Origin of the sequence: Gordonia aichiensis, assembly GCF_039946255.1 — a bacterium.
In the GTDB taxonomy this organism is placed as follows: Bacteria; Actinomycetota; Actinomycetes; order Mycobacteriales; family Mycobacteriaceae; genus Gordonia; species Gordonia aichiensis_A.
The window spans coordinates 2,204-20,917 of sequence record NZ_JBCDWL010000024.1; the positions used below are offsets into that span (position 1 = coordinate 2,204).

Annotated in this window: 12 protein-coding genes; 1 reads left to right on the forward strand and 11 read right to left on the reverse strand. The window is 71.3% G+C overall.

Going from position 1 to position 18,714, the window contains the following annotated elements; genetic code table 11:
• Positions 1-484 precede the first annotated feature (484 nt).
• The 11 genes from AAFO60_RS19320 to pheS form a co-directional block, all read right to left on the reverse strand.
• A complete protein-coding gene (locus tag AAFO60_RS19320; RefSeq protein WP_347957873.1) occupies positions 485-3,478 on the reverse strand; it encodes an AMP-binding protein in 2,994 nt (997 codons plus the stop codon).
• Positions 3,479-3,639: 161 nt separating this feature from the next.
• Positions 3,640-5,097 (reverse strand): argininosuccinate lyase, encoded by a 1,458-nt coding sequence (gene argH, locus AAFO60_RS19325; RefSeq protein ID WP_347957874.1) that lies wholly within the window; start codon positions 5,095-5,097, stop codon positions 3,640-3,642.
• 105 nt (positions 5,098-5,202) lie between these two features.
• A complete protein-coding gene (locus tag AAFO60_RS19330; RefSeq protein WP_347957875.1) occupies positions 5,203-5,715 on the reverse strand; it encodes an arginine repressor in 513 nt (170 codons plus the stop codon).
• Complete coding sequence (gene argF / locus AAFO60_RS19335; protein WP_347957876.1) at positions 5,712-6,662, reverse strand: ornithine carbamoyltransferase; 951 nt, start codon at positions 6,660-6,662, stop codon at positions 5,712-5,714. Before argF ends, AAFO60_RS19330 begins: the two co-directional genes overlap by 4 nt.
• 3 nt (positions 6,663-6,665) lie before the next feature.
• On the reverse strand, positions 6,666-7,856 hold the full coding sequence (locus AAFO60_RS19340) for an acetylornithine transaminase (RefSeq protein ID WP_347957877.1): 1,191 nt from the start codon (positions 7,854-7,856) through the stop codon (positions 6,666-6,668).
• Positions 7,853-8,776, reverse strand: coding sequence for an acetylglutamate kinase (gene argB / locus AAFO60_RS19345; protein ID WP_347957878.1), 924 nt, complete (start codon positions 8,774-8,776; stop codon positions 7,853-7,855). Before argB ends, AAFO60_RS19340 begins: the two co-directional genes overlap by 4 nt.
• On the reverse strand, positions 8,773-9,978 hold the full coding sequence (gene argJ, locus AAFO60_RS19350) for a bifunctional glutamate N-acetyltransferase/amino-acid acetyltransferase ArgJ (RefSeq protein ID WP_424309978.1): 1,206 nt from the start codon (positions 9,976-9,978) through the stop codon (positions 8,773-8,775). The genes argB and argJ overlap by 4 nt, the downstream gene beginning before the upstream one ends.
• Before the next feature lie 160 nt (positions 9,979-10,138).
• Positions 10,139-11,176 (reverse strand): N-acetyl-gamma-glutamyl-phosphate reductase, encoded by a 1,038-nt coding sequence (gene argC / locus AAFO60_RS19355; protein WP_347957880.1) that lies wholly within the window; start codon positions 11,174-11,176, stop codon positions 10,139-10,141.
• A 75-nt stretch (positions 11,177-11,251) separates the two neighbouring features.
• Positions 11,252-12,403, reverse strand: coding sequence for a metallophosphoesterase (locus AAFO60_RS19360; protein ID WP_347957881.1), 1,152 nt, complete (start codon positions 12,401-12,403; stop codon positions 11,252-11,254).
• Complete coding sequence (gene pheT, locus AAFO60_RS19365) at positions 12,400-14,877, reverse strand: phenylalanine--tRNA ligase subunit beta (RefSeq protein ID WP_347957882.1); 2,478 nt, start codon at positions 14,875-14,877, stop codon at positions 12,400-12,402. Before pheT ends, AAFO60_RS19360 begins: the two co-directional genes overlap by 4 nt.
• Positions 14,878-15,006: 129 nt before the next feature.
• Positions 15,007-16,083 (reverse strand): phenylalanine--tRNA ligase subunit alpha, encoded by a 1,077-nt coding sequence (gene pheS / locus AAFO60_RS19370; RefSeq protein ID WP_424309959.1) that lies wholly within the window; start codon positions 16,081-16,083, stop codon positions 15,007-15,009.
• A 235-nt stretch (positions 16,084-16,318) separates the two neighbouring features.
• Here pheS and AAFO60_RS19375 point away from each other — a divergent pair, with 235 nt between their 5' ends.
• Complete coding sequence (locus AAFO60_RS19375) at positions 16,319-18,673, forward strand: protein kinase domain-containing protein (protein WP_347957884.1); 2,355 nt, start codon at positions 16,319-16,321, stop codon at positions 18,671-18,673.
• The last annotated feature ends 41 nt before the right edge of the window (positions 18,674-18,714 follow it).

Consider the following 18,714-nt stretch of genomic DNA (forward strand, 5'->3'; position numbering starts at 1 on the left):
CCCAAAAAATAGGCTGGTCGAGTAAGCGACCGAAGCGAAGCGCAGAACGCGCATCGAGACCCCCGCAGACACCACAAGGTCTCGATACGCTCGCTCACTACGTTCGCGGGCTACTCGACCACCCTGGGAAAGCGGAGCGCAGCCAAGCCCTTCCAAGCAAGGCCGCGCATCGAGACCCCCAAAAAATAGGCTGGTCGAGTAAGCGACCGAAGCGAAGCGCAGAACGCGCATCGAGACCCCCGCAGACACCACAAGGTCTCGATACGCTCGCTCACTACGTTCGCGGGCTACTCGACCACCCTGGGTAACGCCAGCGCACCGCAGACGCCGGCGCCGACGCGCGAGCCCTTCCAGGCGAGGCCGCATAACGCGAGCCAAGTCTCGATACGCTCGCTCACTACGTTCGCGGGCTACTCGACCAGCCTGGCGGCCACGGACGCGCAAGCCTTCCAAGCGAGGCCGCGTATCGAGGCACCGCGCGGAGCTACTCGGCGACTTCCTGGGTCTCGTCGGGGCCGGCGGTCCAGTCGATGCCGGCGGCGGCCGACGCGGTGTAGCGGCGGTAGCGGCCTTCGGCGTCCCGGTACCAGACCTTAGCGCCCGGCTTCGGGATGCCGCGTTCGACGAACTTGCCGATCAGCGGCCGGAACGACTCCGACAGCGGAATCGAGTCGGCGATCCAGACCAGGTGGGGGCGTTGATCGGCGGGGAGCTCGCCCAGGCCGACGCGGATCTGGGTCGGGGTCAGCGACGAGACGCCCGACTCCAGCGTGACGACGGCGACGGCGACCTGCGTGCCCGGCTCCCCCGCCGCGTAGACGGCGGCGAGCTTGACGCCGGAGATCATCGACAGGGCCTGCTGGGCGGGGACGGGATAGATCGGTCCGGCGGCGCTGCGGATCACCGACTGCGCCGAGCCCATGTACCAGAGATCGCCGTCGGCGTCGGCGCGGAACAGGCTGCCGCCGACCTCCCATCGATCGTGCGGGCGGAAGACGTCGCGCAGCACCAGACCGGCCGTCTCGAATCGCTGACCGGCGTGCGCGACGAGCATGCCGACCTCGCGCGGCCCGGCCTCGCGGACGAACCCGGAGTCCTTGTCGACCTCCATCCGTTCGGCGACCGGGTCGTAGGCGGCGATGCGCACGGGGTTGGTCTCCGGAAGCGCCCGCCCCATCGAACCGATCTTGCCGTCGTCGACGTTCGCCAGGATCGCCGAACCGTCCGCAGTCGCGAAGAACTCGAGCACGCGCGCCGCAGGCAGTTCCCGGCGCAGCCGGGTCCACTGACCCGAGGTGAGTCCGGAACCCATGAACAGCCGGACGGTGCCCAGTTTGGCGGGATCGAAGTCGGGTGCGTCGAGGATGTCGGAGAGCATGTTCCAGGTGTAGGAGACGACGGTGACGCCGTACCGTCGCACCTCGCGAGCGAACCGCTCGGGGTCGACCCCGGTGGAGAGCGCGATCCGGGAGCGGCCCGCGGCGGTCGCGCCGAGGGTGGTGAGCAGCCCCGACGCGTGGTGCAGCGGCGGCAGGCAGTAGACGGTGTCCCGGTTCGACAGGCCGGCCGCCGCGGCCGCACCGAAGGCGGACATGGCGAACCGATGGTTGGTCACCGACCACCGGTTGAGCCGGCCCTGCGTCTCGGTGAACAGGATGAAGGCGAGATCGCCCGCCAACCCCGGATCGGGGCGGTACCAGACGGGCAGCCGGACCCGGTCGGGATCGATCTGCTCCATGTCGACGATGTGCTCACCATCGGCCTGCTCGATGGCGCGCGCCTCGCTGCCGCCACCGCCGAGGACCAGCACCCGATCGCAGGCCGCCGCGGCCCGGTCGAGGTGGTCCGGGTCGGCCACGATGACCCTGGTCTCGGCCAGCTTGAGCATCTCGGGGAGGTCGTCGCTGGACGACAGCAGGACGGCGACCGCCCCCAGCCGCGACAGTGCGGCCACCGTGACCAGCGCCGAGGGCCGGGGGTCCATCATGAGGCCGACGTGCACGCCCGGCCGGACACCGCATTCGATGAGGCCCGCGACGACGTTGTTGATACGCGTGTTGACCTGCGAATGGGTCAGCACGCGGTCCTGGAAGAGGAAGACCTCGTCGTGCGGCGTGCGCTTGGCGTTCTCGCTCATCAGCTTGCCGAGCGAGACCCGGGTGGACGGCTGGATCTGCCCCAACCGGAACAGGCGGGGCACGGTGCGCACCGATTCGGTCGCCACGGCCAGGGTGGTCCGCTGCAACGAGTTGACGGCCTCGAGAAGCTCCTTGGACACCGCCGTCCCGGCGCCGGCCACCTGACCGACACCGTAGGTGAGCCGATTGCTCCAACTGATGCCGCTGCCGCCCGAGTCGCGGCTCATCGGCTGCATCGGCGTCACCGCCTCGGGCTTGTCGCCGTTGCCCTCACGCCACTGGATCCACTCGCCGACGGTCGGCCAGGTGAGGCGGCCGGCGTTCGAGCCGACGACGAGGCCGAAGTGTCCGACGGGCGCGGCGGTCTCGTAGACCTCCGCGGCCGGTGCGGCCCGCAGGATTCCGCGGACCGCCAGCGGCTGACCGATGTCGTCGGTCTCGCCGACGAAGGCGAGGACCGGGCAGGTGATCTCGGTCATCGACACGACGTCGCCGTCGATGACGAAGCCGCCCGACATCATCCGGTTGTGGACGACGAACTGTCGCAGCAGCTCGGCCACCGCCGGGCCCGACCACGCGACCCAGCCCTCCTGCTCGATGAAGCGTCGCTGATCCTCACGGGGCAGCAGCGCGTCGCGATCGTGGAGCTTGCGGAGGAAGTCGATGCGGCTGCGCGCGGTCTTGACCGGGTCGGCGAGCTGAAAGCCGGTGCGCGCCAACCAACTCGGAATCCACAGTCGATTGAAGACGTTGTCGGCGACGAACTCCGCCCCGGGGACCGCCACCTGTGCGGGCAGGCCGAGCGGAAGCGCGGCGAGCACGTCGACCGGGCTGCCGAAGGTGACGACGCTGGCCAGTCCGGCCGACCGACGGTAGGCGGCGGTCTGATACGCGAACATGCCGCCCTGGGAGTAGCCGCCGAGATGCACGTCGCGGCCGGTCACCCGCCGCACCAGGTCGATGACCCGGCTGATCGCCACCACGTGGTCGGTGAGGGTGCGTTCCATGCCGCCCTCCTCGTGGTCGGGCGAACCGAAGTCGACGACCCACGGGATCACCTTGTGCCGGTACAGCACCGACACCGCACCGTTCTCCTGGGTGACGTCGTAGACGTTGGCCGAGACCATCATCGGCGGAATCAGGATGATGTGGGCGTAGCCGTCGCCGGGATCGTCGGGGAAGTACCGGCGCAGCCGGAACATCTTCTCGGTCTCGACCACCTTGTACGGCGTGGGTTCGGTGCCCGTGTCCAGGCCGCCCATCCGGATCACTTCGAGCCCGTTCTGAGCGGTCGCGACAATCCGTCCGACCGCACCTCCCACGTCTGGCAGACCCTTCACCGCGGAAAACTCCCCTCGCCCTCGCTGCTGCTCGACCTCACGCGGCCGGTGCGGCCGGTGCGAGCACGCTGAGTTTACTAGCAGCGCTCCCTCTCACCGCCGCCACCGACTGTTATTCGGGTCTCGTCGGCGACCGGCCCCTGCGCGGGGCCGGCGTCGTCCTACGCCAGCGCGGCGCGCAGTTCGGCGATCGTCGCGGTCGCCACCTCGATCTGTCGGGCCACCTGGGGCGACGCCGTCCCGCCGAGCGCATTGCGCGATTCGATGGACCCGGTGACGGTGAGCACCTCGCGCACCTGCGGCGTCAGCGCCGGGTTGATGGCGGCCATCGTCGCGTCGTCGAGGTCGGCCAGGCCGACGCCGCGACTCTCCGCCTCGCGCACGCAGGCGCCGGCCACCTCGTGCGCCACGCGGAACGGAACCCCTTCCCGCACCAGCCATTCGGCGATGTCGGTGGCGAGGGTGAAGCCGGCGGGCGCCAACTCGGCCATCCGCTCGGGATGGAAGACGAGGGTGCCGACCAGGCCCGTCATCGCAGGCAGCAGCATCTCGAGCTGCGCGACCGAGTCGAAGACCGGTTCCTTGTCCTCCTGCAGATCCCGGTTGTACGCCAGCGGCTGGGCCTTCAGGGTCGCGAGCAGACCGGTCAGGTTGCCGATCAGTCGCCCCGCCTTGCCGCGCGCGAGTTCGGCGACGTCGGGGTTCTTCTTCTGCGGCATGATGGAGCTGCCCGTCGACCAGGCGTCCGCCAGGGTGACGTAGCCGAACTCCGGTGTGCTCCACAGGATCACGTCTTCGCCCAGGCGCGACATGTCGACGGCGATCATCGCGAAGACGAAGGCCGCCTCAGCTGCGAAATCGCGCGAGGACGTGGCGTCGATGGAGTTGTCGGCGGCACGGTCGAAGCCGAGGTCGGCGGCGATCGCGGCCGGGTCGAGACCGAGCGAGGAGCCGGCCAGGGCACCGGAGCCGTACGGCGAGACCGCCACGCGCCGGTCGGCGTCGACCAGCCGGGCCACATCGCGCAGCAGGGGCTGCGCGTGGGCCAGGAGGGTGTGGCCGAGCAGGACCGGCTGCGCGGCCTGCAGGTGCGTCTTTCCGGGCATCACGACGCCGGGGTTGGCCGCCGCCTGATCGACCAGCGCGGCCGCCAGTTCGAGGACGCCGGAGCCGACTCGGCGCATCGCCGCGCGCAGCCACATGCGGAACAGCGTCGCCACCTGGTCGTTGCGTGAGCGGCCCGCGCGCAGTCGGCCGCCCAGCTCCGGCCCGACCCGTTCGATCAGACCGCGTTCGAGCGCGCCGTGGACGTCCTCGTCGGACTCTGCGGGCCCGAAGGTGCCGTCGGCGACGTCGGCGGCCAGCCGGTCGAGACCGGCCTGCATCGACTCGGCGTCGGACTCGGTCAGCAGGCCCGCCTTGCTCAGCACTCGGGCGTGCGCCTTCGAGGCCTCGATGTCGTACGGTGCCAGCGCCCAGTCGAAGTGGGTGGACTTGCTCAATGCGGCCATCGCGGCCGCGGGACCGTCGGCGAACCGTCCGCCCCAGAGCGCACCCTCGTTGGTGCCCTCGTGCTGGTCGTCACTGCGTAGGGCGGAGTTGTTGTCGGCGGTCGCCATGGTGGCAGGTGCTCCTCGTGGTGGTTCGGGATGGTTCGGTATCGATCATTGTGCCCGGCCGCCATTGTGCCCGGCCCCGGGCACGGTCCGGGCCGGGTGGTCGGGTCAGACCAGACCCTCGATGCGCGCTGCGAGATCGGCGCCGGACAGCGGCCTGCGGGCCAGCACGAAGACGGTGTCGTCGCCGGCGATGGTGCCGACGACGCCCGGCAGTCGCGCCCGGTCGAGCGCGCTGGCCAGATATCCTGCGGCCCCCGGCGGGGTCCGCAGGACCGCCATGTCGCCCGACGAATCGGTCGACACCAACAGGTCGGAGACCAGGCGGGAGACGCGGTCGGTGCCGCCGGAGACGCCCCGGACCGGGCTGCCGTCCTCCGGCACCACGTACACGCCGACGCCGCCGTCGGCGGCCCGCAGCTTCACCGCGCCGAGCTCTTCCAGGTCGCGCGAGATGGTCGCCTGCGTGGCCTCGACACCGACCTCGGCCAGGCGCTGCTGCAGTTCGCCCTGGCTGCGGATCTGCTCGGCCGCCAGAATCTCCACGATCCGCGAGTGCCGGCCGGCGCGGGTGGCCGCCAGCCGCGCCGATTCGGCGCGGTCGGAACCCGGAGTGCTCACCGTCGGTCCAGCAGCCACGCCAGCAGCGCCTTCTGCGCGTGCAGGCGGTTCTCGGCCTCGTCGAAGACGACGCTCGCCGGACCGTCGATCACCTCGTCGGTGATCTCCTCGCCGCGGTGGGCGGGCAGGCAGTGCAGAACGATCGCGCCCGGGTTCGCGTACCCGAGCAGCTCACCGTTGATCTGGTACGGGCGGAACGGGCCGATGCGATCGAGGCCGTCCTGTTCCTGCCCCATCGACACCCAGGTGTCGGTCACCAGGACGTCGGTGCCGGTCGCGGCGGCGACGGGATCGGAGATGAGCTCCACGCTGCCGCCGGTCTCCTGTGCGCGCCGCCGGGCGTCGGCCACGACCGCCGGTTCGGGCTGGAAGGCCGACGGTCCGCTGATCCGCACGTGCATGCCCGCCGTGACCCCGCCCAGCATCAGCGAGTGCGCCATGTTGTTGGCCGCGTCGCCGAAGTAGGTCATGGTCAGGCCCGCGGCCGTGCCCTTGCGTTCGATGATGGTCTGCAGGTCGGCGAGCACCTGGCAGGGATGGAAGGTGTCGGACAGCGCGTTGACGACCGGCACCGTCGCGTACTCGGCGATCGCCTCCAACCGGTTCTGCCCGAACGTGCGCCAGACGATCGCGTCGACGAACCGCGACAGCACGCGCCCGGTGTCGGCGAACGACTCGTCCCGGCCCATCTGGGTGTTCGCGCCGTCGACGACCACCGCATGCCCGCCGAGCTGACTGATGCCGACCTCGAACGAGAAGCGGGTCCGGGTCGAGTTCTTGTCGAAGATCACGCCGACGGCACGCGGGCCCTCGAGCGGTCGGAAACCGAAGCGGTCGCGCTTCATCTGCGCGGCGAGGTCGAGCACCTCGGCCTGCTCGGCCGGAGTCAAGTCGTCGTCGCGCAGGAAGTGCCGCACGCCGGCCGGCCGGGTGGTGGAGTCGGTCATGGTTCAGGCCTTTCCGGGCTGGGTCGCGGTCGCGGCGTCGAGGATCGCGGGCAGGTCGGCCACGAACGCAGCGGCCTGCTCGTCGGTCAGGATGAGCGGTGGCGCCAGCCGCAGGACGTCGGCGGCGGGCGCGTTGATCAGGTATCCGGCGGCTCGCGCGGCCTGCTCGGCCGCCCCGGCGATCTCGGAGTTCAAGACGACGCCGAGCAGCAGCCCCTCGCCGCGCACGCCGGCGACCTGCGGGTGCCCGAGGTCTTCGATCCCGTCGGCGAGGGCTTTGCCGACGCGGTCGACGTGGGCGAGCAGATCGTGGTCGTCGATGTACTGGAGGACGGCGAGAGCGGCGGCGGCGCACGCCGGATTCCCGCCGAAGGTGGTGCCGTGCTGACCGGGCCCGAACAGGCTCGCGGCGCGGCCCGTGGCGAGGCAGGCGCCGATCGGCATCCCGCCGCCGAGTCCCTTCGCGAGGGTGATGACGTCCGGGACGATGCCCGCCCGCTGGTGGGCGAACATCCAGCCGGTGCGGCCGATGCCCGTCTGCACCTCGTCGAGCATGAGGAGGGCGCCGTTGGCGGCGGTGATCCGCCGGGCCTCGGCGAGGTAGTCCGGCGGCGGGACGACGACCCCCTTCTCCCCCTGGATCGGTTCGAGGATGACCGCCGCGGTCTGGTCGGAGACCGCGGCCTCCAGCGCGGCGACGTCGCCGTAGGGGACGTAGTCGACGCCGGCGGGCATCGGCTCGAAGGGTTCGCGCTTGCCCGGCTGTCCGGTCATCGCCAACGCTCCCATGGTGCGCCCGTGGAAGCCGCCCTCGGCGGCGATGATCTGCGGTCGGCCGGTGCGCCGGGCGAGCTTGAACGCCGCCTCGTTGGCCTCGGTGCCCGAGTTGCACAGGAACACGCGGCTGTCGGCGTCGAAAGCGGCGGCGAGCCGCTCGGCGAGTTCGACGACCGGCGTCGAGATATACAGGTTCGACACGTGCCCGAGCGTCTGGAGCTGCTTGGTCACGGCTTCGACGATCACCGGGTTGGCGTGCCCGAGCGCGTTGACGGCGATGCCGCCGAGCAGGTCGAGGTACTCGCGGCCGTCCGCGTCGTAGACGACCGCCCCCTGGCCGCGCACCAGTGCGATCGGCGGGGTGCCGTAGTTGTTCATCAGCGCAGCGGACCACCGCTGCTGCAGGGGTGCAGTCATGACCGATCTCCCTCGGATTCGGCGGCGACGACCGTGGTTCCGGCCCTCGACGCGGTGAGCAGGGCCGCGAGCACCGAATGCGGTCGGCGGCCGTCGATGACGTGAGCGGCGCCGATGCCGTCCCGCACGGCGCGCATGCAGGCCTCCATCTTGGGCACCATGCCGGCGTCCAGGCGCGGCAGCAGCGCCTCGACCTCGTCGGCGGTGATGCTCGAGGTGAGCGACGACCGGTCGGGCCAGTCGGTGTACAGGCCCTCGACGTCGGTGAGCATCACCAGGTGCTCGGCGCCGAGCGCGCCGGCGATGGCGCCCGCGGCGGTGTCGGCGTTGATGTTGTGGACCTGGCCCGCGGCGTCGGGCGCGATGGTCGAGACCACCGGGATCCGACCGGCGGCGATGAGGTCGTCGATGGCCGAGGTGTTGACGGTGGAGATGTCGCCGACCAGGCCGATGTCGGTGGGCTCCCCGTCGACGAGCACGGTGCGGCGGGTGGCCGTCAGGAGGTGGGCGTCTTCGCCGGTGATGCCGACCGCGTACGGACCGTGGGCGTTGATCAGACCGACGAGCTCGCGGCCGACCTGGCCGAACAGCACCATGCGGACCACGTCCATCACCTCGGGGGTGGTGACGCGGAAGCCGCCGCGGAACTCCCCTTCCAGGCCGAGTCGGCCGAGCATCGCCGAGATCTGCGGGCCGCCGCCGTGCACGACGACCGGGTGGATGCCGCAGGCGCGCAGCAGCGCCATGTCGGCGGCGAAGGCCTTCTTGAGCTCGTCGTCGACCATGGCGTTGCCGCCGTACTTGATCACGACGCGTTTGCCGTGCAGCGCCTGGAGCGCCGGCAGCGATTCGGCGATGACCCCGGCCTTCTGCAGCGGGTCCAGTGCGGTGCCTTCTTGGCTGATGGTGTTGTCCGTCATGACGAGTAGGCCGAGTTCTCTTCCACGTAGGCGTGCGACAGGTCGGTGGTGCGGATGGTGGCGTGCGCGTCGCCGAGCCCGAGGTCGGCGACCACTTCGATGCGGTCGCCCGACAGATCCACTTCGCGGGCGCCGGGCACGCCGGTTCCGTTCTCACAGATGGGAGATCCGTTGAAGGACACCGTGATCCGATCCGGGTCGATGGTGACCGGGGAGGCGCCGATGGCGGCCAGCACGCGGCCCCAGTTCGGGTCGGAGCCGAATAGCGCGGTCTTGACCAGGGAGTCGCGGGCGACGGTCCGGGCGACGACGAGTGCGTCGTCCTCGGTGACCGCGCCGGTGATGGTGATCGCGATGCGCTTGGTGACGCCTTCGGCGTCGTTCTGCAGCTGGCCGGCGAGGTCGTCGCAGACGGCGAAGACGGCGGCGTCGAGCTCGGCCTGCGAGACCTCGATCTGGCTCGCACCCGAGGACAGCAGCAGGACCGTGTCGTTGGTGGAGATGGAGCCGTCGACGTCGAGGCGATCGAAGGTGCGGGCGGTGGCCCGGCGCAGGGCCAGATCGACCGCCTCGGCGCTGACCTTGGCGTCGGTGGTGAGCACGACCAGCATCGTCGCGAGCGACGGCGCGAGCATGCCCGCCCCCTTGGCCATGCCGCCGACGTTCCAGCCGCCGGTGTGGTGCAGGGCGACCTGCTTGGGGATGGTGTCGGTGGTCATGATCGCGTGCGCGGCATCGGTGCCGCCCTCGATGCCGCCCGCCATCTCGTGAACGATCTCGGTGACGCCCGCCAGCACCTTGTCCATCGGCAGCCGCTCGCCGATGAGGCCGGTCGAGCAGACGGCGACCTCGACGGCTCCGGTCTCGGTCCCCCAGTTCGACAGGGCCGAGGCGACGGCCTCAGCGGTCGCATGGGTGTCCTGGAAGCCCGCCGGGCCGGTGCACGCGTTCGCGCCGCCGGAGTTCAGGATCACTGCGCGCAACGACCGGCTTGAGATCACCTGCTGGGTCCACAGGACCGGCGCCGCCTTGACCTGGTTGCGGGTGAAGACGGCCGATGCCGCCAGATCGGGCCCCTCGTTGAGCACGAGCGCCAGGTCGGGGTTGCCGCTGGCCTTGATCCCGGCGGCGATGCCCGCGGCGCGGAAGCCGAGCGGCGCGGTGACGCCCTGCCGACGGGTCATGCGCGAGCCGACCAACAGGTCGAGTTCGTCGCCCGGAGCGGGGGTGGGATCGCAGTCGGTCACAGTCTGTCCTTCGCGGGGAGATGGTTCGCGGGGCCGTGGGTCGGCGGCGCGTCGGCGGTCATGCGGTGAGCGGCGGTGCGGCGGGCGGTGAGGCGGGCCGTGGTCCGGGCGAGGTTCACGGAGCCAGACCCACGGTCGCCAGCCCCTCGCCCTCGCCCCAGCCGAGGGCGAGGTTCATCGACTGGACGGCGGCCCCGCCGGTGCCCTTGGTCAGGTTGTCGACCGCGCCGACGGCCACGAAGGTCCCGGACCGCTCGTCGACCGACAGGCCGATCGAGACCAGGTTGGTGCCGACCACCGAACCGGTCTCGGGGAACTCGCCCTGCGGGAGCAGGTGCACGAAGGCCTCATCGGCATAGGCCTTCTCGTACACCGCCCGGAAGTCGTCGATCGACGCCGTGGTGCGCGCGGTGCACGTCGCCAGGATGCCGCGGGTGGTGGGCACCAGAACGGGGGTGAACGACACCGCGACCGGCAGCTGGGCCGCCGACGACAGGGCCTGCGTGATCTCCGGGGTGTGCCGGTGCACGCCGCCGACGCCGTAGGCCCGCACCGAGCCGAGGACCTCGGCCGCGAGCAGGCTGACCTTGGGCGAACGTCCGGCACCGGAGGCTCCCGACATCGCCACGATGGTGACGGTCGGCTCGACCAGGCCGGCGGCGAGCGCGGGCAGCAGGGTCAGAATCGAGACGGTCGGATAGCAGCCGGGCACCGCGATCCGGGTGGCACCCGCGAGCTTGTCCCGGTTGCCGGGCAACTCCGGCATGCCGTACGGCCAGGTGCCCGCGTGATCGCCACCGTAGTACGTCGTCCATTCACCGGCGTCCTCGAGCCGGAAGTCGGCGCCGCAGTCGACGATCAGGGTGCTGGGCGGCAGCGCGTCGGCGATGGCCGCCGACTGCCCGTGCGGCAGACCGAGGAAGACGACGTCGTGCCCGGCGAGGACCTCGGGCGTGGTCGCCTCGAGCACTCGGTCGGCCAGCGGGAACAGGTGGCGGTGGTGCTCGCCGAGCCGGGTGCCCGCGCTGGCGCCGGCGGTCAGCGACCCGATCGTCAGTTCACCGGAGAGCAGTCGCGGATGCCCGCACAGGAGTCGCAGGATCTCGCCGCCCGCGTAGCCGCTCGCACCGGCTACCGCCACCTTGATAGTCATACAGATGATTATGCATCACAGCGAAAATTAATGCACGTGGTTATGCGGCGAGCGGTGCGGACGTCCCCGCACCCCTCAGGCCCGAGCCGACCCCCGAAGGGTGAGGACGGTGATCTCCGGTGGCGCCAGCACGCGCACCGGCGGCCCCCACGCCCCGGCTCCCCGGGTCACGTAGACGTCGGTCCCGTCGACCCGCCCCCACCCGGCGGTCACCGGCTCCGACAGCGCGACCAGGTACGTGTTGGGCCACATCTGCCCGTCATGGGTGTGCCCGGACAGTTGCAGATCCACCCCGTACCGCGCGGCGGGGACCGCTTGGCTGGGCTGATGAGCGAGCAGGATCACCGGGCGGCCGTCGTCTCGCCCGGCCAGCGCCGCGGCGTAATCGGGCCGGTACGGGTCGGGCGCGGTCTTGTCGTAGACCCCGGCCAGATCGATCACCGCGCCGTCACGGCGCAGTTCGACGCGCTCGTTGCGCAGCGTCCGCACGCCCAGCGTCTCCCAGTGGTCGAGCCACGAACCGCCGTCGTCGACGTAGTACTCGTGATTGCCGCTGACGGCGAAGACGCCCAGCGGTGCCCGCAGGTCCCGCAGCGGAAGCAGATCCGGTCCCACGTGCGCGACCGTGCCGTCGGTCAGGTCGCCGCCGAGCAGCACCACGTCCGGGCGCTGCGCGTTCACCTGCTCGACGACCTTGCGCACGAAGTCGGCGCCACGGGCCGGACCGGCGTGCACGTCGGTCACCAGCGCCACGCGCAGCCCGTCGAACGGGGCGGGCAGATCGGCGATGCTCACGCGCTCGGCGACGATGCGCGGCGAGGACGCCTCGACCAGTCCGTAACCGACCGCGCCCACGGCCGCGACGACGACGGCGGCGGTCGCGATCGCGGTGGGACGCGCACCGAAGTGCGGTCCGCCGTCGCGGCCCCGCAGTCGTGCGATGAGGCGCAGCGCCAGCCTCACCAGTGCGATCGCCACCGTTCCGAGAAACAGGTAGTAGACGACCGCACCCCAGGTGAAGCCGATGACGCCGATCGGCCGAGCCCACGCCGGGTCGAGCGCGCCACCGACCTGGAACGCCCCCACCGCACACGCGGTGAGAGCGACCAGCGCCGCGAGCGCGGCGACCGCCCATCGGCCGCGCACCCCCGGCAGACGGACCAGACGGCGGTACAGCCAGGTCACGACAAGGACGCCGACGACGGCGGTGACGAGGAGTCGGATCAACGCAATCGAGCGCCGACCACGTCACCCGCGTGCGCGACGGCCGCCATCTTGGCCGCGGAGCCGTCGTCCTCGGTGAGCGTTCGGTCGGCGGCGCGGAAGGTGAGCGCGAAGGTCAGCGACTTGTTGCCCGCACCGACCTGATCGCCGACGAAGACGTCGAACAACGAGATCGACTCCAGCAGGTCGCCCGCGCCCGCGACCAGCGCGTCCTGCACGGCCTGCGCGGACACCGTCTCGGCGACCACCACGTTCACGTCCTGCAGCACGGCCGGGAAGGGCGAGACCTTCGGCGACGGCAGGTTCTGACGCAGCGGCAGCGCGTCGACGTCGATCTCGACCGCGCAGAGGCGGGCGGGCAGGCCCATCCGCTCGAGCACCGCCGGATGCAGTTCGCCCGCATGTCCGACGACCACGCCGTCGACCTCCACCCGCGCGCAGCGACCCGGATGCCACGGCAGGTGATCCGCCGCGACGAGGCTCACCTCGACGTCGGCGGCTCGACCGATCTGCCGGGCCGCTTCGAAGGCGTCGTAGGCGTCGGCGGCACGACCGGCGCCGAGCGGACCGGCCGGCTCGCGCAGGCCGGTGAGCAGCACTGCGACGTGCAGCGGCTGTGCGGGCAGCGAGGCGTCGAGCGCGGCCTGCTCGTCGGCGGTCGGGCGGCGGGTGACGTCGAGCGCGGGCACCGTCGGCCCCTGCGAGCCGCCGAGGACGACCTGCCCGATCGTGTACAGCGCCAGATCGCGACGGCCGCGGGAGATGTTGCGCGCCGCCATCTCCATCAGTCCCGGCAGCAGCGTGGTGTTCAGCGCCGGCCGGTGCGCCTCGAGCGGATTGAGCACGGTGACCGCATTGCGGCGCGGGTCGTCGGCGGGCAGACCCCAGGCGTCGAAGACGTCGGTCGGCAGGAACGGGTACGGCAGCACCTCGACGAAACCGTCGGTCGCCAGTCCCACGCCGATGGCGCGGCGGCGGCGCTGCGGCGCGGTCAGACCGGTGCCGCCGGGGGCGCGGGGCACGACGGCCGGGATGCCCTCGAGCCCTTCCAGGCGCAGCACCTCCTCCACCAGGTCGGCGCGTTCGCGCAGATCCGGTCGCCAGGACGGCGGGGTCACCTGCAGCGGCGCCGAGCCCTCGACGGTGCAGCCGACCTCCCGCAGACGCGCCGCGGTGGTGCCGACCGGGTAACCGATTCCGGCGATGGCGTCGGGCAGCCCCGGATCGATCTCGATGACCGGCGCGGGCGCGACCTCGGCGCGGACGTCGGCCAACTCGCCGGCGACCCGGCCGCCCGCGATCTCCGCGATGAGCGCGGCCGCCCGGTCGGAGGCCACCGCGGTGATCGCCGGATCGACCATGCGCTCGAAGCGCTTGGCCGCCTCCGAGGAGAGCTTGTGCCGCTTCCCGGTCCGGAAGACGCGGACCTGATCGAAGTTCGCCGATTCGAGCAGGATCGTCGTGGTGTCGTCGGTGACCTCTGTCGCCGCGCCGCCCATCACCCCGGCGAGCGCGATCGGGCCCGAATCGTCGGCGATCACGACGTCCTCGGGATCGAGCGTGCGGGTCACGCCGTCGAGGGTCTCCAGCGTCTCGCCGGTCCGCGCCGCGCGGACCCGCACGGTGCCGGTGATCTTGTCCGCGTCGAAGGCGTGCAGGGGCTGGCCGAGTTCGATCATCACGTAGTTGGTGATGTCGACGATCGCCGAGATCGGGCGAATGCCCGCGACCATCAGCCGCTTGGCCATCCACCACGGCGACGCCGCGGTCGCGTCGACGCCGGTGATGAGACGGGCCGTGTAGCGGGTGGCCCGCCCGTCCTCGTCGAGGGCCACCGGCCACCGATCACGCGGGGTCTGCGCCGCGAGCGGCTGCCCGGCCAGGCCGAAGTCGACGAACGGGACCTCGAAGGCGCTCGCCAGCTCGCGTCCGAGCCCGCGCATCGAGAAGGCGTACCCGCGGTCGGGCGTCACGTTGACCTCGATCGCGGTGTCGACCAGACTGAGGACCTCGCGCGCCGGGGCGCCGGGTGCGGCGGTCCCCGCGGGCAGGACGAGGATGCCCGAGTGGTCGTTGCCGATCCCCAGCTCGGTGACCGAGCAGATCATGCCGTCGGAGGTCTTGCCGTAGGTCTTGCGGGTGGCGATCGCGAAGTCGCCGGGCAGCACCGAGCCGGGCAGTGCGACGACGACGAGGTCGCCGACGGCGAAGTTCCGCGCACCGCACACGATGTCGCGCGGCGCGTCCTCGCCGACGTCGACCTGGCAGAAGCGGATCGGCTTCTTGAACTCGGTGAGCTCTTCGATGGCCGCGACGCGACCGATCACCAGGGGCCCGGTGATCTCCGGAAAGGGTTCGACGTCCTCGATCTCGAAACCGACGCGGACGAAGCCCGCGTCGATCTCCTCGGTCGACGCGGTCCAGTCCGGGGTGCCTGCGCGCAGGACCTCGGTCAGCCAGGACTGTGGGAGACGCACTTGTTCACCAACTACTTTCGTGTATTCGCCGCCGTCGGATCCTTGTCTGGTCACCGTCGCCGGAAGTTTCTGGGCGGCTGCCGCCGCCGGTTCGATCGGCCCGCCGCACGGGCCGGGTCGCCGACTCGATCAGAGTGCGGGACCGAAGGGCAGGGAGAAGCGGACATCGCCTTCGACCATGTCGCGCATGTCGGGCAGGTCGTTGCGGAACTGCAGCGTGCGTTCCAGGCCCATGCCGAACGCAAAGCCGGTGTAGACGTCCGGGTCGATCCCGCTGGACCGCAGGACGTTGGGGTTCACCATGCCGCAGCCGCCCCACTCGACCCAGCCCGCGCCGCCCTTCTTGCCCGGGAACCACACGTCCACCTCGGCCGAGGGCTCGGTGAAGGGGAAGTAACTCGCCCGCATGCGGGTGGTCGTGTCGGGGCCGAACAGCGCCTTCGCGAGCACCTCGAGCGTGCCGCGCAGATTCGCGAGGGTGAGTCCCTTGTCGACGGCCAGACCCTCGATCTGGTGGAACACCGGGGTGTGGGTGGCGTCGAGCTCGTCGGTCCGGAACACTCGGCCGGGGCAGGCGACGTAGATAGGCACCTCGCGGTCGAGCATCGTGCGCACCTGCACCGGAGAGGTGTGGGTGCGCAGCACCTGGCGCGAGCCCTCGGGCGCGATGTAGAAGGTGTCCTGCATCGACCGCGCGGGGTGATCGGGCAGGAAGTTCAGCGCGTCGAAGTTGTGGTGCTCGGTCTCGACCTCGGGTCCCTCGGCGATCTCCCAGCCCATCCCGACGAAGACGTCGGCGACCTGCTCGCCGATGACGGTGATCGGATGGCGGGCACCGCGTGCGCGCCGGGCCGACGGGACCGTCACGTCGATCGATTCCGCGACCAGCACTGCGGCGTCGCGCTCGGCGGTGAGCACCTCGGTGCGGGCGTCCAGCGCCGCCTGCACCCTGCCCCGCACCTCGTTGACGAGCTTGCCCGCGCCAGACCGCTGATCCTTCGGCAGGCTCCCGAGCGCACGGCGGGCCAGCGCGATGGGCGACCGATCCCCGAAGAACGCCGCCTTGGCCTTGGCCAGCGCCTCGAGATCGGCGGCGTCGTCGAAGGCCTTGACCGCATCGGCTACGGCGGCATCCAATTCGGCGCTGGTCGGGAATTCATTGACAGCAGGGTCGTCAGCCACCGGGCTCGCATCTCCTATGCGCATCGGAACGGGAAGAACTGCCGACAAGATTAGTCGAAACCGCGGGTGAGCTTCCTGCCAGCCCGCCGCCGAGCGGCGCCGCGCCGAGGTTCGCACCCGATCGTCACTCGTTCATTCGACGGACGCCCTGCCGGCGTGTCGGACATCTGCGCTACCGTCATCGGGACAATGACCCCGGTATCGGGCGTACCGGGCGCCGACACGGCCGACAGCACAGACGCGGCCGACAGGGGGAATCATGGCTGCTGCACCGGGAAGCCGCATCGCCGGGTACCGAGTCGTCGAGACACTCGGCTCCGGCGGAATGGGCGAGGTGTACCTCGTCGAGAACGAGCAGTTGCACCGACGCGAAGCCATGAAGGTGATCTCGGTGGCAGGCGCCGCCGACACCGATTTTCAGCAGCGGTTCGCCAACGAGGCCCGGACCGCGGCATCGCTGGATCATCCGAGCATCATCACCGTGCACAGCTTCGGTGTCGCCGCGGGACTCCCCTGGTTCACGATGAGCCACGTGCCCGGCCCCGATCTCGCCTCGACACGGCTGAGCCCCGCCGACGTGGTCGTCGTGATCGGTCAGGTGGCGGACGCACTCGATTACGCGCATTCGCGCTCGATCGTGCACCGCGACATCAAGCCCGCCAACATCGTGGTCACCCGTACCGATCGGGGCGGCGTGGATCGTGCCGTGGTGCTCGACTTCGGCATCGCCAAACTCGCCGACTCCCCCGCGCTGACCTCTGCCGGTTCGGTCGTGGGCACCGCCGCATACACGGCCCCGGAGATCATCGGCGGTCGGCCCGCATCGCCGCGGTCGGATCAGTACTCACTGGCCTGCACGACCTACCGGCTACTGACGGGCACGGCTCCGTTCGACGCCGACACCACCGCGGCGGTGATGATGGCGCACGTGCAGCAGCCGCCCCCGGCGCTGGCACAGCTCCGACCGGACCTGGCCGCGCTCGACCCGGTCCTGCAGCGGGCGATGGCCAAGGATCCCGCAGCGCGATTCCCCGACTGCCGGGCGTTCGCGGCCGAACTCGGCCGCGCGCTGACCCAGACGCAGGCGGGCACCGCGACCGCGATCGCCGCGGACCCGCCCGTGCCGAACCCGATGCCCGGCCCCGCCTCCGGTCCTGCGATGGCCCCGCCGGCCGCGCCCTACGCGGGCGCACCGTACGCGGCCGCGCCCTACGGCGGGCCCCCTCATCCAGCGGACTTCGGGTACCCGGTGAACGGCGGTCGGCCCGGAGCCCCGCCGCCGCCCGGGATCGGACCGTATCCGCCGCCCGGCCCCGGGATGCCGCCGTTCGGGATGCCGCCGCCCGGATGGGGTGCGATGGCTGGCGCCGCGCCGCCGAAGAAGAGCCGCAAGGGGCTCTGGATCTCGTTGACGGTGGCGGTCGTCGCGCTGCTGGCCGTCGCAGGCACCGCTCCGCTGTGGTGGCCGTCGAGTGAAACCGTTCCCGGACCGACCCACCCGGACATGCAGGTGGTCACCAATTCGGGAACCAGTTGCGCCGTCCAGAACGGGGAGCTGTACTGCTGGGGCGACAACAGCACCGGCCAGCTCGGCGACGGGACGACGACCAGCCGTCGCACCCCGATCCGAGTTCCCGGGCTGACGAACGTCAGCGCCGTCTCGGTCGGCACCTACCGGAGCAGAGACAAGACGTATCCGACCACCGCCTGCGCGGTCGCCGAGGGCGACGCCTACTGCTGGGGCTCCAACACCTACAGCCAGACCGGCGACGGGGCGACGACGCGGCGGTACGCGCCGTCGAAGATTCCCGGACTCCCGCCGATGACGGGTATCGCGACCAGCTACGGCACGGCCTGCGCGATCAGCGAAGACCGCGAGGTGTACTGCTGGGGTTCGGGCGAGGACGGCCAGCTCGGGACGGGCAACACCGCCCGTACCGCCCCTCCCGCCAAGGTGCCGGGCCTGTCGGACATCCGGACGGTGAAGGCGGCCGGCGGCACGGTCTGCGCGGTCACCGGCGAGGGCGACCTCTACTGCTGGGGACAGAACTACTCGGGACAGCTCGGCGACGGCACCACCACCGCCCGGAACACGCCCGTCAAGGTGCCGGGCGTCACCGGCGTCACCTCCGTCTCGCTCGGCACCAGTTACAACAGCGATGGCGTGATCTACGTCAGCACCTGCGCCGTCAGCGCGGGCAAGGCCTACTGCTGGGGCGCCCAGGTCGGCGATCGAAGCAGTCGTCGCACCGTGCCGGTCGAGGTCCCGGGCGTCCGTGACGCCACGGCCGTCTCGATCAACGTCGGCACCGTCTGCACGATCTCCGGATCGGAGCTGTCGTGCTGGGGCAACAACACCTACGGTCAGGTCGGCAACGGCTCGACCAGCGACGTGCCCGCCCCGGTGAAGGTGACCGGCGTCTCCGATGTCACGGCGGTCTCGACCGGCTCGAGCAGCACCTGCGCCATCGGCGGCCTGCCCGCAGCCGCCGCCGACTCCGGCGAGACCGCGAGCTCCGCCGTGTACTGCTGGGGCGCGGCCTTCGCCGGTCAGATCGGCAATGCCGACGCCGCCTCCGAGAAGCAGACGCGGCCGCTGCAGGTCGCCTTCTGAACCGGGCCGCCGTCCACGCGGCCCGGCGGAGCCGTAAGATC

Excerpts from the sequence above, each read along its gene's own strand:
- argH (WP_347957874.1), bottom strand. The coding sequence starts at position 5,097 with ATGGCGACCGCCGACAACAACTCCGCCCTACGCAGTGACGACCAGCAC.
- argF (WP_347957876.1), bottom strand. The coding sequence starts at position 6,662 with ATGACCGACTCCACCACCCGGCCGGCCGGCGTGCGGCACTTCCTGCGC.
- AAFO60_RS19340 (WP_347957877.1), bottom strand. The coding sequence starts at position 7,856 with ATGACTGCACCCCTGCAGCAGCGGTGGTCCGCTGCGCTGATGAACAAC.
- argB (WP_347957878.1), bottom strand. The coding sequence starts at position 8,776 with ATGACGGACAACACCATCAGCCAAGAAGGCACCGCACTGGACCCGCTG.
- argC (WP_347957880.1), bottom strand. The coding sequence starts at position 11,176 with ATGACTATCAAGGTGGCGGTAGCCGGTGCGAGCGGCTACGCGGGCGGC.
- pheS (WP_424309959.1), bottom strand. The coding sequence starts at position 16,083 with ATGCGCATAGGAGATGCGAGCCCGGTGGCTGACGACCCTGCTGTCAAT.
- AAFO60_RS19375 (WP_347957884.1), top strand. The coding sequence starts at position 16,319 with ATGGCTGCTGCACCGGGAAGCCGCATCGCCGGGTACCGAGTCGTCGAG.